9 protein-coding genes are annotated in these 15245 nt (G+C 64.3%); 7 read left to right on the top strand and 2 right to left on the bottom strand.

From position 1 onward, the window contains the following. Positions 1 to 123 precede the first annotated feature (123 nt). The 7 genes from BH708_RS14875 to BH708_RS14905 all read left to right on the top strand — a co-directional run bounded on the left by BH708_RS14875 (position 124) and on the right by BH708_RS14905 (position 12398). A complete protein-coding gene (locus BH708_RS14875; protein WP_076809839.1) occupies positions 124 to 1317 on the top strand; it encodes a hypothetical protein in 1194 nt (397 codons plus the stop codon). An 85-nt stretch (positions 1318 to 1402) separates the two neighbouring features. Next, complete coding sequence (locus BH708_RS14880) at positions 1403 to 2806, top strand: YveK family protein (protein ID WP_172805765.1); 1404 nt, start codon at positions 1403 to 1405, stop codon at positions 2804 to 2806. A gap of 71 nt (positions 2807 to 2877) precedes the next feature. Further along, on the top strand, positions 2878 to 4152 hold the full coding sequence (locus BH708_RS14885) for an O-antigen ligase (protein ID WP_076809841.1): 1275 nt from the start codon (positions 2878 to 2880) through the stop codon (positions 4150 to 4152). Then, the gene (locus BH708_RS19885; RefSeq protein ID WP_157235988.1) at positions 4149 to 4859 is read left to right on the top strand and encodes a hypothetical protein; all 711 of its coding nucleotides are present in this window, start codon (positions 4149 to 4151) and stop codon (positions 4857 to 4859) included. The genes BH708_RS14885 and BH708_RS19885 overlap by 4 nt, the downstream gene beginning before the upstream one ends. Positions 4860 to 4945: 86 nt before the next feature. Further along, positions 4946 to 10393, top strand: a complete 5448-nt coding sequence (locus BH708_RS14895; protein WP_083713641.1) for a PKD domain-containing protein — start codon at positions 4946 to 4948, stop codon at positions 10391 to 10393. A 191-nt stretch (positions 10394 to 10584) separates the two neighbouring features. Next, positions 10585 to 11118 (top strand): CDP-alcohol phosphatidyltransferase family protein, encoded by a 534-nt coding sequence (locus tag BH708_RS14900; RefSeq protein WP_371330010.1) that lies wholly within the window; start codon positions 10585 to 10587, stop codon positions 11116 to 11118. Between the two features lie 194 nt (positions 11119 to 11312). Then, complete coding sequence (locus BH708_RS14905) at positions 11313 to 12398, top strand: acyltransferase (RefSeq protein WP_076809844.1); 1086 nt, start codon at positions 11313 to 11315, stop codon at positions 12396 to 12398. 373 nt (positions 12399 to 12771) lie between these two features. Here BH708_RS14905 and BH708_RS14910 read toward each other — a convergent pair whose 3' ends face one another. Beyond that, complete coding sequence (locus tag BH708_RS14910; RefSeq protein WP_253705352.1) at positions 12772 to 13959, bottom strand: glycosyltransferase family 4 protein; 1188 nt, start codon at positions 13957 to 13959, stop codon at positions 12772 to 12774. Further along, a complete protein-coding gene (locus tag BH708_RS14915) occupies positions 13956 to 15152 on the bottom strand; it encodes a DUF1972 domain-containing protein (RefSeq protein WP_076809845.1) in 1197 nt (398 codons plus the stop codon). Before BH708_RS14915 ends, BH708_RS14910 begins: the two co-directional genes overlap by 4 nt. Positions 15153 to 15245 lie beyond the last annotated feature (93 nt).

The raw sequence follows: 15245 nt of genomic DNA on the forward strand, positions 1-15245 counted from the left end.
GGCGGCGGCGTTGTGCGTGCGTGGTGGGCGTTCGTTGCCGTGCCCCCGGGCGCGCCATAAGATTCGTGCGCACGTGTCCATCGGGCGGTCGGACCTCCCGCAGTGCAGTTCCGGGGAGGCGACATGAAGCGCAGGGCCGGCGGGGCCGTCCTCGCCCAAGCCGTTCAAGCGCTCGTCAGCCTGTCCCTTCAGATTCTCGTCATCCGATTGCTCGGCGTCGCGGAGTACGGGCGGTTCGCGATCCTCTACGGGGTCATTGTGCTGACCACTGCGGTGATCACGGGTCTGGTCGGTGACTCGCTTGTCGTCCTCGACCGATCAGACCGCCGCGTGCGCGCGGGTCTCGAGCTCGTGCTGGCAGTTGCCGTAACGCTTCTCGCGGTCGGTGCCGGGCTGTTGACCTTGGGGTCAGGGTTCGGCTCGGGGCTCGAATCCGTCGTCTTCGCTGCTGCTCTGTTTGCCTTCGGGGTGGAGGAGGTCGTGCGACGTCTGCTGATGGCGCACATGTCCTTCGTCCGAGCGGCACTGGCCGATTCGAGCAGTTTCGTGGTTGTTCTGGTCGTCGTACTCGCCGCCCATCTCGCCGGGCAGCTGTCGTTGCCTGTGGTCTTCGCCGGCATTGCGGCGGGCCAACTCCTGGCGAGCGGTGTCGGCTGGCGCTTCGTGCCGCACGCGGACCGGGTGCTCGTGGGGATGCGGGGCGCCCGGTGGCGGGAAGTCATCGGATACGGGTCATGGCGCGCTCTGCAGCAGGTGCTGCGACCGGGGCTTTTCACAGTCGTCCGTCTTGTGGTGCTGGCCGCTGCAGGTGCGGCCGCCGTCGGCCTGTTGGAGGCGGCGCGCACGTACGCCTCCCCACTGATCCTGGTGGTCGGCGGGCTGTCCTCGTTCCTCTTCGTGCGCTTCGCCGATCAGAAGAAGACGGGTGCCCCCGGCTCCGTTCGCGACGCGGACCGCGTTGTCGGGATGCTCGTGCTCGCGGCCATCATCATGAGCGGTATAGCGGTCGTGCTCATCCCCTGGGCCAGCCCGCTGCTCTTCGGTGTCCGTGTCAATTCGCTCGCCGTCATGGCGTGGCTCGCATACGGGACCTCGGTTGCATTCGTGACGCCTTACGGTGCGCTCGGAGCCGTCGCCGGCAGACAAGTGGCCATCTTCGCGATTCGGCTCGGAGACACGCTGCTCGCCGTGATCGTGGTGCTGGTGCTGTTGGCCCTCGGCGCCCCGGTCGCCACCGTCCCCTTCGGACTTGCTGCTGCTTCGCTGATCGGCGGGCTCTGCCTTCGCCGCCTTGTGTCGTCGCCTGGTGTCGCCTGAATCGCGGTGACCCTGTCTGAACCGGGGTCCCAGGTGCTAGATTCTCAAGAGCGACATGAAGGACAAAATGGACAAAGGGGTGGCCATGGAAGACGTTCCGTACGCACGGATCGTGAGGGAGGGGTGGGTCCTCATCGCGATACTCGCCCTCGCGGGCACAGTTGCCGGGTGGGGCATCACGCGAGCGCTCCCTCCGACCTACGGCGCGACCTCGACATTGATGCTCCAAGTGGACTCGTCGCAGTCCTCGCTGTTCGAGCGCAACCAATTCAGCCTCGCGCGGGTCAAGACTTACCCTGCGCTGGTCGACAGTCCCGAAGTCATCGATGGCGTCCGCGAGGATCTGGGCCTGGACCGCGACGAGTACTCGGATGCGACGTTGCGACAGATGCTCTCTGCGGAGAACACAGAGGACACTGTGCTCCTTCGTATCCGAGCTGACGCGCCGACACCGGAACTTGCCAAGGACCTGGCAAACTCCTCAGCTCGCCACCTGTCGGATCTCCTCGAGAGCACCGAGAACTCTGAGCGTGATGGGCAGTACGTCCTCGAACTGCAGCAGGTGCTACCAGCGAGCGCACCGCAATCTCCGGATTCTCCCCAGGTCGCGGCTATCACTGGATTGGGGTTGATCGGAGGTCTTGCTCTCGGCGCGATCATCGCCGTGTATCGCACGACGACGAGGAGGAAGCTGCTGACGATCTCGGACGTGCGCAAGGCTTCCGGGCTTCCCGTCTTCGGGCAGGTCGCACGATTCCACCGCACGGGCGGGCGAGAGGATCGCACCGCAATGGTCACCCTTCAGGACGCCCTGGAGAACATCACCGCATTGGGAGGGTCCGCACGGAGCCTGTACCTGGTGGTGCCGGCGTCGGAGGCCGCCCTCGAAGACGAAGTTCTCGCGGGCCTGCTCGAAGCGCACGCCAGCTTGGGCAGCACAGCGTGCGTGGTTGATCTTCGTGCTCGGCCCAGCACGGGCGAGGGTGCACGTTCCTGGACGGAGGTGCTCGATCCGGCGGCTCGGAGCGAGGTGGCCGGATCCCACCGCGAGCCCCACTTCTACGTGAAGGGTGATTCTGCAGGGGCTGCCAGGCTCGCGTCGACGGTTCCTCCAGCCATCGAGGTCCTCAGGAAGGAACACGATGTCGTGATCGTGGTGTGCGACAGCGGAAGTTCCGGCTTGCAGGAGAAGCTCGTGGGCCTGGGCGCTCGGACGATCATCTCGGTGCGTCGTGACGCGACGCGCGCGACGGAGCTTCTCACGACAGTGACCAGATTGAGGGTCATGAACATCCATCCGATCGGCGTCCTGATGACCCATGTCCCACGGGGGGCCTTGGAGAACGTCGCGGAATCTTGGCGCACGAACGACGGGAAGACGCTTGATGATCCTGGTCGGGATGCGTGGACCACCGCCAGCCTTGATCTGCTGAGCCGAGGGGGCGACCCCGACCGTTCGCACCGTGGCGCTCGCGCTCTTCTGGGATGATGGCGGTGACAGCCGTGAGCATGAGCTCCACTTCGGCGGCTCGAGCCCCAGGTACTCGTCCAGAACTTCGGATGACCGTCGCGCGGCTCGCCGCAGTCTGGTTCGTCCAACTGCTCCTCGTCCTCTCAGTGGTCCCCTGGCGGAGTGATGAGATCTTCGATGGAGGCCTGGATCCGACCGTTGTCGGGAAGGCGGCCGTCGCTGTCGCGGGACTCCTGGGAGCGGCGGCGATCGCTGGGACGTCGAATCTCAGATACCCGATCGGGCTGGGGCCAGCTGCTCTCGCAGTCGTCGTCGTGCTCGTCAGCACGCTCGGCGCCATTGTCGCTGGCAGCGCCATGCCTACGATCGTACTGGCGATTCGGGTGGCCATCCTCGTCGCGACGGTCCTACTGATCCTCTGCACCGTGCCCTGGGATGTGGGAGTCGGTACGCTGCTTGCTGCGATGGCGACGGTCGCTCTGGTCGCGGGTGTGACGGGTATTCCTGACGCCCTGTATGAAGGGCGTCTCGGGGGCGGGATCCCGCAGCTCCATCCGAACCCGCTCGCAGAGCTCGCCGGCGCCCCTCTGGTGGGCTTGACGGTCCTCATGCTCCGGCATGGGGTGCGGGTATGGAGTGCGTTCCCGTCCGCTGTGCTTCTGGCGATCGTCATCGGTACCGGGTCGCGGACGGCCTTCCTTGCTGTCGCCGTCGCAATCCTGGTGGGGGTGGCCGTGAACGGCATCGGGGACCGTTCGATCGTGTATCTTCTGCTGGCTTCCGCACCCGTCCTGTACGCCATGGCTGTGCTCACCGACGCACTTCGCGCAGTAGCAACGCGTGCAGGGTCCACGGATACCACCTCGACGCTCGAAGCTCGCTTCGACGCGTGGCGTGTCGTGCTCGGATGGAGTTGGACCGCCTGGGAGAAGTGGATCGGACTGGGACTGGCGACGAAGACGGTTCCCGTAGACCGCAGATGGCTCGACGAGCAGGTGTTGGACAGCAGCTGGGTCTCGATCCTGGCGCAGTCGGGATTCCTTGGCATGCTTCTCGTCGGGTCACTCGTGACGTGGTGCGTGATCACTGCGTGCGCCTCAACGCGGCGCCGATGGTTGGTGCTTCCTCTGCTCGTTGTCATGCTCATCCGGACTGTCACCGAGAGTGGGCTGGTCGGTGGAGCGTTGCCCTTCGTGCAGTTCATGCTCTTGGCGACAGTGCTCACAGGACGGAGCCGCCATCTCGGCGCCGCAGTGAAGCGCCGGCAACTGGCAACCGGCGGCCGGTTCAGGTCGACCTCCCGGCCCTACAGCGAGATCCCGAGTGACCGGGCTGTCGGAGAGCGAAGTGTGGGGGAGCGATGAACGAGAGCGGAAACCGCCGGTCGAGGCAGTGGAGCCCCCGTTGGACCTGGATCGTTACTGGCTCTGTGGCGCTTCTCGTCGTGGTCGTCTTAGGCGCTTGGGTGATGTTGCGTGACCCGAGCCCTCCGCTGGAGGTGGAGTCATCACCATCTCCGGCAGAGTCGCCGAGCGCCGACCAGTCGGGACCTTCCGATTCCCCGGAATCTGCGACGCCGACAGGTTCCGAGGATTCGACGGAGCCCGAGGTTTCTCCAGCTGCTGTAGGGCCTCCGGCCACCGGCGAGACCGAGGCGGTGGAGAAACCCTCCGCAGTGAAGGAGCTGTCTTTCGACGAGACTGCGCCCGTCGCGGACGAGCTCGTGGTCGAGGTCGTCGCCGTCGACTCGGTGACCGCGGGGCGCGACATCCCGGGAGAGGTCCGGGGCCCAGCGGTGAAGGTGCAGATCCAGGTCGAGAACGTCGGCGACAGGCCGGTCGACACCTCCGGCGCGAGCGTGAACCTGACGTACGGAGACGATGACCGCATCCCTGCGCCCGCAGTGGTCGATGACACTTCTGCCGTGCTGCCCTTCTCGCTCGAACCGGGTGACACGGCAGTCGCCACATATACATTCTCGGTCCCTCTTGATTATGCCGGAAATGTCCGTATTATGGTGGATGTTCTGGCAGAGGAGCCAGACGTCGTCTTCACCGGTCCGCGACCGTAAGGACGACACTTCGGTGAGCTGAACCTGGTTGCTCCGCGGCGTGCGGGTGGCGCCTTCTTCGGACCGCCCTGTATGGGGGAGCGCGGATGGACACCTACGTTGGTGCGAGGACTCTGCGGTTGACTGTCGTCGGGACGGTCATCGCACTCATTGTCACTCTGGGGTCGGTCTTTGCGGATCCGTCCGCACATGCTGAACTCGCGCCGCCGGCGGGTGTGGATCCGGGTGCGCAGGCGCCAGCGGAAGCTGCCGTTCCAATCGTTTCCGACGCGAGCGCCACGGCGCCTACGAGCTCCTTGACTGCGGTCGAGGACGATCCGGCGACGGTGACCGCCGATGCTCTCCCGACGGTGCAGATCAACGGGATCGTGTGGGATCAGGAGATAGTCGGTGACGTCGTCTACGCCGCGGGATCCTTCTCTTCAGCACGCCCGGCCGGATCGCCGGCGGGCACCAATGAACCCCCCCGATCGAACCTGCTGGCCTACAGTCTCTCGACTGGTGAACTGATCCAGTCCTTCGCCCCCTCGATCAACGCGCAGGTCCGTTCGGTCGAGGCGTCCCCGGATGGCACTCGTCTCTACATCGTCGGAGACTTCACGGCGGTTGATGGACAGGCCCGCTCGCGCGTTGCGGGCTTCGACATCCCCGCAGGATCGCTCGCAGCGTTCAACCCCAACGCCAACAGCGTCGCCATAGGAGTCGACGCGACGAACTCGACCGTGTACATCACCGGAAATTTCGGGCGCGTCAACGGACAGGATCGCACTGGGGCTGCGGCCATCTCGCGCGATGGCACTCTTCTGCCCTGGGCCCCGGTGCTCGGCGAACGGCGAGGTCGTGTCGTCCTCGTCTCTCCGGACGAGACGAAAGTCGTGCTGGGTGGCGACTTCCCGACCCTCAACGGCAGCGATGACCCCGGTTACGGACTGGGGATGGTTTCGGCGACCGATGGATCCCTGATTGGGCCGTTCCAAGTGAACGACGTAATCCGCAATGCGGGCAATGACGCTGCGATCCTCTCGCTGAAATCGAATTCGGATTCCTTCTACGGTACCGGTTACGTGTTCGGTTCCGGAGGAAATCTAGAGGGGAGCTTCCGTGCTTCGTGGGAGACCGGAAACCTGACCTGGGTCAATGACTGTCATGGCGATCAATATGATGTTCAGCCGATGGGTGAAATCGTCTATGCAGCCGGACATCCCCACTACTGCGGCAGCCTGGTCGATGGTTTTCCTCAGTCCGATCCCTGGACGTTCTACCGGGCCATCGCTGTGACCAAGGATGTTGAGCGGATCACGCCACCCGGTCTCAATCTTGGCTATTACGACTTCGGTGGAAATCCTGCGCCGCGTCTCCGTCATTGGTTCCCAACTTTCAATGCAGCCAACGTCAGCGGTGCGTATCAGGGGCCATGGACAGTGAATGGAAATTCCGAGTACCTCGTATACGGGGGAGAGTTCACCGAGGTGAACCGAACGCCGCAGCAGGGCCTCGTCCGCTTCGCCCTCAAGGAGAAGTCGACGAATGAGCAAGGGCCGCGGATGTGGAATACGGATTGGCCGACCGATGCGCAATCCCTCAACGGCGCCATTAGGATCTCGTGGCCGACGAATTACGATCGAGACAGCGAGTATTTGACCTACGATGTTCTGCGTGACGGGGAAGTCATTAAGACATTCGAGGACGTCCGCTCCAAGTCGAGTGATTGGGGTCTGCCTCCGATGGCATACGTCGACTCCGCTGTCGAATCTGAGGTGGCCTACACCTACCGTATACGTGCAACGGACGAGGAAGGTCATTCGCTTCTTAGTCAGCGAGCGACGGCGACAGCGACTGGGACTAGTACCGCCAGCGCGTACCGGGACGTGATCTTGAATGACCAGCCTCTCAACTACTGGCCGCTGGACGACTCCGATCCGGGGATCTCCTACGACTGGGCCGGCGCGTCTGATCTCACCGTCTATAACGGCGTGACTCGGGGTGCCGACGGGGCGATCTCGGGTGAGAACCGTGGTGCAGCCAGCTTCAACGGTGGAAACCAGGGTTACGCGTCAACGACGACATCGATCGCAGGTCCGAACACGTTCGGGCTTGAAGCCTGGTTCAAGACCACATCGATTGCGGGCGGCAAGATCATCGGGTTCGGCAACCGTTCGTCCGGCAACTCGACGAGCTACGACCGCCACGTATACATGGAACCTGGCGGTCGGATTGCCTTTGGGGTGTATCCCGGATCTTCCCAGACCGTCGAGACGTCGACGCCGTACAACGATGGTGAGTGGCACCATGTCGCCGCAGGACTCAGCGACGAGGGAATGGTTTTGTACATCGATGGCGTGCGCGCGGCGCAGCGCGCAGATGTCACGACGGCTCAGGGCTACAACGGTTATTGGCGCGTAGGTGGCGACTCGTCGTGGTCGGGCAGCGATCGCTTCGCGGGCGACATCGATGAGGTGGCCGTGTATGCGGAACCGCTGAGCAGATCACAGGTCGCTGCCCACGTCGCAGCGTCCGGACGAACGGTGGAGTCAGCCGACCCGCCGGGTGACGCCTATGGCGCGAGCGTCTTTGATCTCAATCCGGCGCTTTACTGGCGATTTGGGGAGGCCAGTGGTGATACCGCTGCCGACTCCTCGGGTTACGGCCAGGACGGCTCCTACATCGGCGATGTCTCGCATGGAGCTACAGGTGCTCTCGATGGCGTGGCGGACACCGCAGCGCAGTTCGACGGCGGTCAGGTGATCAGCCAGAACTCCTACTCGAACCCGCGGTCGTACTCGCTCGAGGCATGGTTCAAGACCTCTACCTCGACCGGCGGCAAGATCATCGGATTCGGAAGCAGCGCGACGGGCACTTCGTCGAACTATGACCGCCATGTCTATATGACCGACACCGGACAGCTCGTCTACGGCGTGTGGCCGGGCGCGGAGCGGAAGATCGAGACGTCTTCCTCGTACAACGACGACCGATGGCACCACGTCGTCGCTACTCAGGGCGCCGGTGGCATGGTCCTGTATGTCGACGGCGAGGTCGTGGGATCAGATCCCGAGCCCGGCGCCCAGGAGTACACCGGGTACTGGCACGTCGGAGGCGACCACACCTGGGGGCCGGGCGACGACGAGTTCGACGGCGTGATCGACGAGGTCGCGGTTTACCTTGTGCCGATCCCAGCGGAGGACATCTCAGCGCACTACGCGCTGGGAAGCACAGGCCTGCCGCCGAACATCAGCCCGACGGCGAGGTTCGCCGCATCCACCGCGCAGCTGACGGTGTCCGTGGATGGGGCCGCGTCCAGCGATGAGGACGGTGAGATATCTGAGTACCGCTGGGACTGGGGAGACGGCAGTCCGGCGAGTGACGGCATCGACGCGACTCACACGTACACGGACGGCGGGAGCTACATGGTGACCTTGACCGTCACCGACGATCGTGGAGCGACGTCAACGATGTCGGAGGTCGTGCAAGTAGCGCCGAATCAAGCACCCGTGGCGTCGTTCACGACCTCGGTCGACGGGCTGATTGCTGAGTTCGACGCTTCATCCAGCATCGACTCCGACGGAGTCATAGAAGTGTTCGCATGGGACTGGGGCGATGGCACCTCAGAAGTAGGCGTGGAGACGACGGGGCACACCTACGCCGAGGATGGCACCTATACGGTAACTCTGACCGTTACGGATGACAGCGGGGAGACGGCGACCAGCAGCGCCCCGGTGATGGTCGCTGCTCCCACCGGCGCTTCCACCTACGCTCGCGATGACTTCAACCGGGTCGAGGCGACCGGGTTCGGATCGGCGGAGGAGGGAGGGGGGTGGACGCTGACGAACAGTTCTTCGAACTATCTCGTGGATGGCGACTTCGGTGTGATTCTGCAGCCCGCGCAGGGCTCGCTGCGAAACGCCTATCTCCCCTCGGTGAGTTCGACGGATACAGCGGTGGAGGTCGACATCTCGTTCCCGGAGCTCCCTGAGGGAGGGAGCGCCTACTCAACTGTGGCCACGAGGCGCGCTGGCAGCGACGAATACCGTGCTCGAGCAATCGTGTCCCCAGCGGGTGACGTCACCGTGCAGCTGCAGGCGACGGGAACGGTTCTCAGCAATGTCCCGAACGTGGCGAAAGTTGAAGCTGGAGATCAACTTCGAATGAGAGCTGAGGCGACAGGTACGTCACCCACTGAGCTTCGAGTCAAAGTCTGGAAGGTCGGTACAGCCGAACCAGCGGAATGGACAGCTACCGCTGTCAATTCCATTGCTGCGTTGCAGACAGGCGGCTACGTGGGGCTAGGCGTATATCTCAGCGGGAGCGCCACCAATTTCCCATTGCGGACTCAGTTCGACAACTTCTGGGCTGGATCGACCGAGAGCGAAGCAGAACCTTTGGAGAATCAGGATCCGGTGGCGGTGTTCTCGGCGGAGGCGTCGGGTCTGGAGGTCGCGGTGGATGCGTCGGGGTCGGGTGATCCGGATGGGGCGATTGCCTCGTATGCCTGGGACTTCGGTGATGGTGCGACGGGGGCGGGGTCGTCTGCAGTGCACGAGTATGCGGATGCCGGCAGCTATGAGGTGACGTTGACGGTGACGGATGATGACGGTGCGGTGGGTTCGTCGACGGAGTCGGTCGAGGTGTCCGAGCCTGCCGGGCCGGAGAATCAGGATCCGGTGGCGGTGTTCTCGGCGGAGGCGTCGGGTCTGGAGGTCGCGGTGGATGCGTCGGGGTCGGGTGATCCGGATGGGGCGATTGCCTCGTATGCCTGGGACTTCGGTGATGGTGCGACGGGGGCGGGGTCGTCTGCAGTGCACGAGTATGCGGATGCCGGCAGCTATGAGGTGACGTTGACCGTGACCGACGATCTCGGTGCGACGGCGACGACTACTGATGAGGTGACAGTATCCATTGACGCTGAAGCGGGACAGGTGGTGCAGGATGACTTCCAAAGAGCCGACGGGTTGCTGGGAACAGCGCCTCTGGGCGGCACCTGGACACAGACCAGCGGTTCCTCGAACGTCGGCATCGAAGACGGCAGAGCGAAGTTCAGCTCGCAGAATGCCAGCCAGCTTCGATCAGCGGCGCTGACGGAGGCAACGACGGACAACACGGACCTGACGTTCTCGTTCGCCGTCTCCGACGAGATTACTAATGGACGAATGTATGTTTCGGCACTCGGCAGAGTTGTCGACGGCAACGATTATCGAGCACGATGGGTAATCCAGGACGACGGGAATGTTCAAGCGCAGCTCTCCCAGCGGAACGACGTGATGGATTGGGAGAATATACAGGGGCTCACCGTTCAGCCGAACACCACCTATCACGTCAGACTGCAAGTTTTCGGCGTCGAGGAGACGACAGTGCGGAGCAAGATCTGGGAAGACGGTTCCGCTGAGCCCACTGATTGGCAGTTGACAACGACAGATTCCACGCCTGAGCTTCAGGGGGCTGGCCACATGGGCATTGCAACGTACGCGGGCGGTGGCTTCTCCCCCCTGCCCTGCAGCATCTTTGTCGACGATTTTGCCGCTACGGAGGTAACCCCTTGAGTGTTATTGAGTCATATCGCAGCCTCTCGGATGCGCAGAAGGGTCGCGCGCGTGGCGCCCCCGCCTACTCCATCTACGTAAACCGTCCATTGGGGCGGGTCTTGGCCTCTGTCGCTCACACTGCCGGACTGACCCCGAATCAGGTCACGTTGGTCAGCGCGGGGTTCACCTTCTCAGGCATCGCGTTGCTCGTGGCGGTGCCGCCATCGTTGCCGGTGGGGGTCGTCGTCTGGCTCATGCTGGCCATCGGGTACGCATGGGACAGCGCTGATGGTCAAGTTGCCCGTCTACGTGGCGGTGGTTCGCTCGTCGGTGAGTGGCTCGATCACATCATCGATTCGGCAAAGATTGTCTCGTTGCATGTCGCCGTGGTCGTCGGCGTGTACCGCTACGTTGAGCCGCTCGAGGTGACGTGGCTGCTTGTGCCTCTGGCTTTTGCTGTCGTTGCTACTGTCACATTCTTCGGAATGATTCTCAATGACCTCCTGCGTGCTCGACTCGGAGTCGGACAGTCGACACAGGCGGGAGGCTCTTCCCCGCTGCGCGCAATAGCAGGAATTCCAACGGACTACGGAACTTTGTGCTTTGTGTTCGTGTTCTGGGGATGGGTGCCCGGTTTCATGGTTTCGTATACACTGCTCGCTCTTGCCGCCGTCTTGTATTTAGCTGCGGCGCTGGCCGTATGGTTCCGGAAGATGAGTGCTCTCAGCGGCGTCCAAGCCTGATGGGCCCGCCGTGGGATCGGGTGTTCATGGAGCTATAGATTTCGGTGTTTGGCGTGGAGCTCTTGATGAACGTGCAGGACGTCACGAGCTGAAGGACGGGGCTGGTCCAGTTTTATTGGAGCCGGCATGGCGCGAGGACGAGGCTGGTGCCCCATGTTCCCGATTTGCAAGGTTGCTCTGGAGAGGCGTCCGACATGGTTGAACAGCGAGCGGTCGCTACCGAATCTGTGCCCGTCGAGAAGTCATCATCGGGTGTTTTCGAAGGGTTGCAGGCTCTCCGTTTCGTAGCCGCTCTGTTAGTTCTGGTCACCCATTCAACGTTCTACACGTCGACCCGGCTGGATCCGAATGTTTCGACATGGGAGGCCGGTACTGCCGGTGTGGATATATTTTTCGTTATCTCGGGGTTCGTGATGATGATAACGGCTGGCCCGTTCATGAGGGTGCCGCATGGCTGGCGATATTTTGCGATGCGACGCATCGTGCGAATCGTTCCGATGTACTGGATCGCAACCACCGCGAAGATCGTAGCGCTATTGATACTGCCTGGCGTCGCATTGAGGTCGTCGCTCGATCCTCAGCACGTCTTGTTCTCTTACCTCTTTTTGCCTTCGTGCAACGATGTCGGAGCTGTCGAGCCGGTGATGGGCGTTGGGTGGACGCTGACCTTCGAGATGTTCTTCTATGCGGTATTTGCAATCGCACTCTTGCTTCGAGTGACCCCCCTCCTCTTTGTTGGTAGCGTTATGGTCGCTCTCACCATTTGGGGGCAATTGAGTCCCGAAGGTACGTCGCCCTGGGCTGTGTATCTGGACCCAGTGACCCTGTACTTTGTTGTCGGTGTGGTGGTTGCTGTGCTTGTGCGTAAGGGGTTGACTCGCTGGTTGGTGGCTCTGTCGGTGGCCTGCCTCTGCGTGGCAGGAGTACTGGCGCTTGCGGGGGAGATGGATTGGTCTCGCTCGGCACCTTTTAGATTCTTCGTCATCGTGGGGTTGGTTGCCATCACGGTCTTGGCGGAACCATTGCTTCGGCGGGCGCTTCCAAAGCAGCTTTTGTTCTTTGGAGATGCATCGTACTCGATATATCTGTTCCACCCTTTAGTCGCCCCTATGGTGCCCATCGCGCTGGCGATACTCGGGGTGCCGGTGGTGTGGCTCAGTGTGGTCGGAGCCATCGTGTGGGCGCTGGTCGTGACCTCCGTAATCTACGCTCTCGTGGAGCGACGGCTTGTTCGGCTCGGCCGACGGCTGCCGTATGCAGGGCGGATCCCTGAGGGATGAGGGTCTGACTTCGGTGGCGGCGCCGAGGCAGTCGGACGCGCACGATATGTGGACCATCAAGGCTGCGGAGAGCTGTGTCTGATTCTGAACCCCGACGTCGAGGTGCGGTAAGACTGATAGGCGTCGCCTTCTTGGCGGTGCCGACGGGCTCGTTGAATACGTGACGATCATGGGGTGCATGAGACATCTGGTGCCCGTCCGGTCGAACGGTCGGCGCGGGTCAACACTTGCACGGGGCGAGAATACGTCCTCGAGGGTGCCGGGCCGGAAGTCTTCTCGACCTGGCTTGCGGTGGATCCTCGGCAGAACGGTCGTCGATGTCCGGTGGAATGCCGGTCCAGCAGCCGGGTGATGTCCGTGAGGGCGACTGGACTTATTCGATCACGGCCAGGGCGATCGCAGCGCGATAGGTGGCCGGTGCGTGTCGGCCCATGGCGGCCGCACGACTGTCCGAGACGGTATCGATGATCTCTGCCCACCCGTTCGCGATCGCGGACAATGCGTGCATGAGTTCGGCAGCGTCTTCGACGGGCGTCAGGCGTGTCGTGCTGTACCCACCGGCCGCCTCCCGCAGCCCACCGCAGTCGCTGGCGATCACAGGCCGCAATGCGAGCACGCCCTCGACGGCGGTGTTGCCGAAGGGCTCGGCCATGCGCGACGGCACCACCAGCACGTCCGTCTCCGCGAGGAACGGCCAGATGTCGCTCTGGAACCCCGCGAACTCGACGTCGACCCCGCTGATCGCCGCCTGCTCCCGCAGCTGCCCCTCGTACCACCCGTACCCCTCGAACGCGGTGCCCAGCAGGGTGACCGCCACGGACCGACCAGCGTCCTGCAACCGCGAGGCGGCCTCGAGCACCAGGTCCGGGCCCTTGCGCGGCGAGAGCCGCCCGAGGTACAGGATCCGCAGCGGACCCGTGAGCTCCGCCCGCGGCGGCTGCGGGTCCTCGGGGGAGGCGACGCCGTTGTAGATCACCTCGGCGCGTCGGGCCAGCGGAGCCAGGGCGTCGCGGATCGTCCGCAGGCTGAACTCGCTGTTGACCAGGGTCCGGGTCGACGCCAGATGCGGAAGGTACAGCGCGGCGTTGACCAGCCTGCTGCCGGCTGCCTCGGCCTCGTGCACGTGGCTGATCGAGCGCGTGCCGCGCACCCGGGCGAGCAGCGGCCACTGGGGGATGATGATCGTCGAGACGTACACGGCGTCCGGGCGCACCCGTCCCAGCAGCCGCCAGGCGCTCACCATCCCCGTCAGCGACGAGCGCAGCAGCGTCGGCCATCCGCGGGGCCGCAGCAGGGCTTTGCGCAGCACGAGCATCGAGGTGATCACCACCTGGGCGCCGGCGCGCTGCAGTTCAGGGACCAGGGGCCCGTCGGAGGGCAGGGCCACGATCACGGTGCACCGTGCCTCCCGCAGCCCGATGACGCTCTCCAGGAGCATCCGGTCGGAGCCGAACAGCTCGGCCCCCGGATGGACGACCAGGACGGTCCTCTCCTCAGCGCTCATCTCGGCGGTGCTCGACCCGGGAGTGCTCGTCCCGGGAGTGCTCGTCGGGGTGCTCATCCGACCCACTCCTCCTCGCGGCGCCGCAGCCGCGGCGACTCGTGCCGGATCGACTCGCCGCCGGCGAGCCGCCGCGCCAGGTCCTCGTACGCGCTCGCGACGTCGTCCCAGCGGAACACCGAGGCCGCCCGCACACGATTCGTGTGCCCCTGGGCGGCGACCGCGGCCGGTGCGGATTCCGTGAGGCGGAACAGGTCGGCGATGTCGTCGGCCCCCGAGAAGAACCAGCCCTCGTCGTCCAGCACCTCGCGGTTGAACCCCACGTCGTAGGCGATCACCGGGGTCCCCGCCCCGATGGCGCGCAGCAACGACGGGTTCGTGCCGCCCACGCAGTGGCCGTGCACGTAGGTCAGGGCGTGGAAGTACAGCGCGTCGAGGAGCCCCGGGTCGTAGACCCCACCCAGGAGCCGGATACGGGGATCCCCGTCGGCCGCGCTGCGGATCGCTCGCGTGTACTCGGCGCTGTACGGCGCGGAGCCGACCACCACCAGCGGCAGGGACGCGGAGCTGCGGCGATAGCCCTCCACGATCTCCAGCACATGGTTCTCCGGCTCGAAGCGGGCGACGACCAGGTGGTAGTCGCCGGGCTCCAGGCCGAGGTCGCGCACCCCGGACTCCGGGGCCCGCTCGAGGATCGGGGCGCCGTAGCGGATCAGCTCCGTGCGCACCCCGAACTGATCGCGGTAGTAGTCGGAGATGCCGGGGGCGTCGGCGATCAGCGCATCCCCGTGGCGCACGCCGAACTCCTCCGCCCAGCGGTAGTACGCCGTGCCGCGTCGGCCCCACTTCGAGCGGCGCCACTCCAGTCCGTCCATGTGCAGCGCGGTGGGGATGCCGCGCCCGTGCAGCAGCGGCAGGAACGGGGAGTTGGCCGCGTTGAACACGAACGCCGCATCCGTGCGCCGCCGAGTGATCAGGTGGAGGGCCGAGACGCCGGTGTGGCTGAGGGTCTCGAGCTGCTTCTGCGGGATCGCCGGCAGGGTCACGACGCGCATGCCGAGATGCTCCCGCCGGCGTATCCCTGCTCTGCGGGTGTACACCGAGACGTCGTGGCCGCGCTCGACCAGCCGCCGCCCGACCTCCTCGACGGCCGTCTCGAACCCCCCGTAGGCGGCGGGTACGCCTCTCGTCCCCATCATGGCGATCGAGAGCCGATCACCACAGGACCCCTGAATGTCCGAATTGTGTGACATTGCCCCAATATAGTGCGAGAGCCGGCCCCGGTCCAGACCGCCCTCCCGCTGTCGATCCTGGATCGAGGTTCGCCCGCCCGTCCGCCTACGATG

Origin of the sequence: Brachybacterium sp. P6-10-X1 (genome assembly GCF_001969445.1) — a bacterium.
Taxonomy (GTDB): domain Bacteria; phylum Actinomycetota; class Actinomycetes; order Actinomycetales; family Dermabacteraceae; genus Brachybacterium.

What these genes read in the sequence shown, in the direction of transcription:
- BH708_RS14880 (WP_172805765.1), top strand. Translation starts at nt 1,403, where the DNA reads ATGGAAGACGTTCCGTACGCACGGATCGTGAGGGAGGGGTGGGTCCTC.
- BH708_RS14885 (WP_076809841.1), top strand. Translation starts at nt 2,878, where the DNA reads ATGACCGTCGCGCGGCTCGCCGCAGTCTGGTTCGTCCAACTGCTCCTC.
- BH708_RS14910 (WP_253705352.1), bottom strand. Translation starts at nt 13,959, where the DNA reads ATGAGCACCCCGACGAGCACTCCCGGGACGAGCACTCCCGGGTCGAGC.
- BH708_RS14895 (WP_083713641.1), top strand. Translation starts at nt 4,946, where the DNA reads ATGGACACCTACGTTGGTGCGAGGACTCTGCGGTTGACTGTCGTCGGG.
- BH708_RS19885 (WP_157235988.1), top strand. Translation starts at nt 4,149, where the DNA reads ATGAACGAGAGCGGAAACCGCCGGTCGAGGCAGTGGAGCCCCCGTTGG.
- BH708_RS14915 (WP_076809845.1), bottom strand. Translation starts at nt 15,152, where the DNA reads ATGTCACACAATTCGGACATTCAGGGGTCCTGTGGTGATCGGCTCTCG.
- BH708_RS14905 (WP_076809844.1), top strand. Translation starts at nt 11,313, where the DNA reads ATGGTTGAACAGCGAGCGGTCGCTACCGAATCTGTGCCCGTCGAGAAG.
- BH708_RS14875 (WP_076809839.1), top strand. Translation starts at nt 124, where the DNA reads ATGAAGCGCAGGGCCGGCGGGGCCGTCCTCGCCCAAGCCGTTCAAGCG.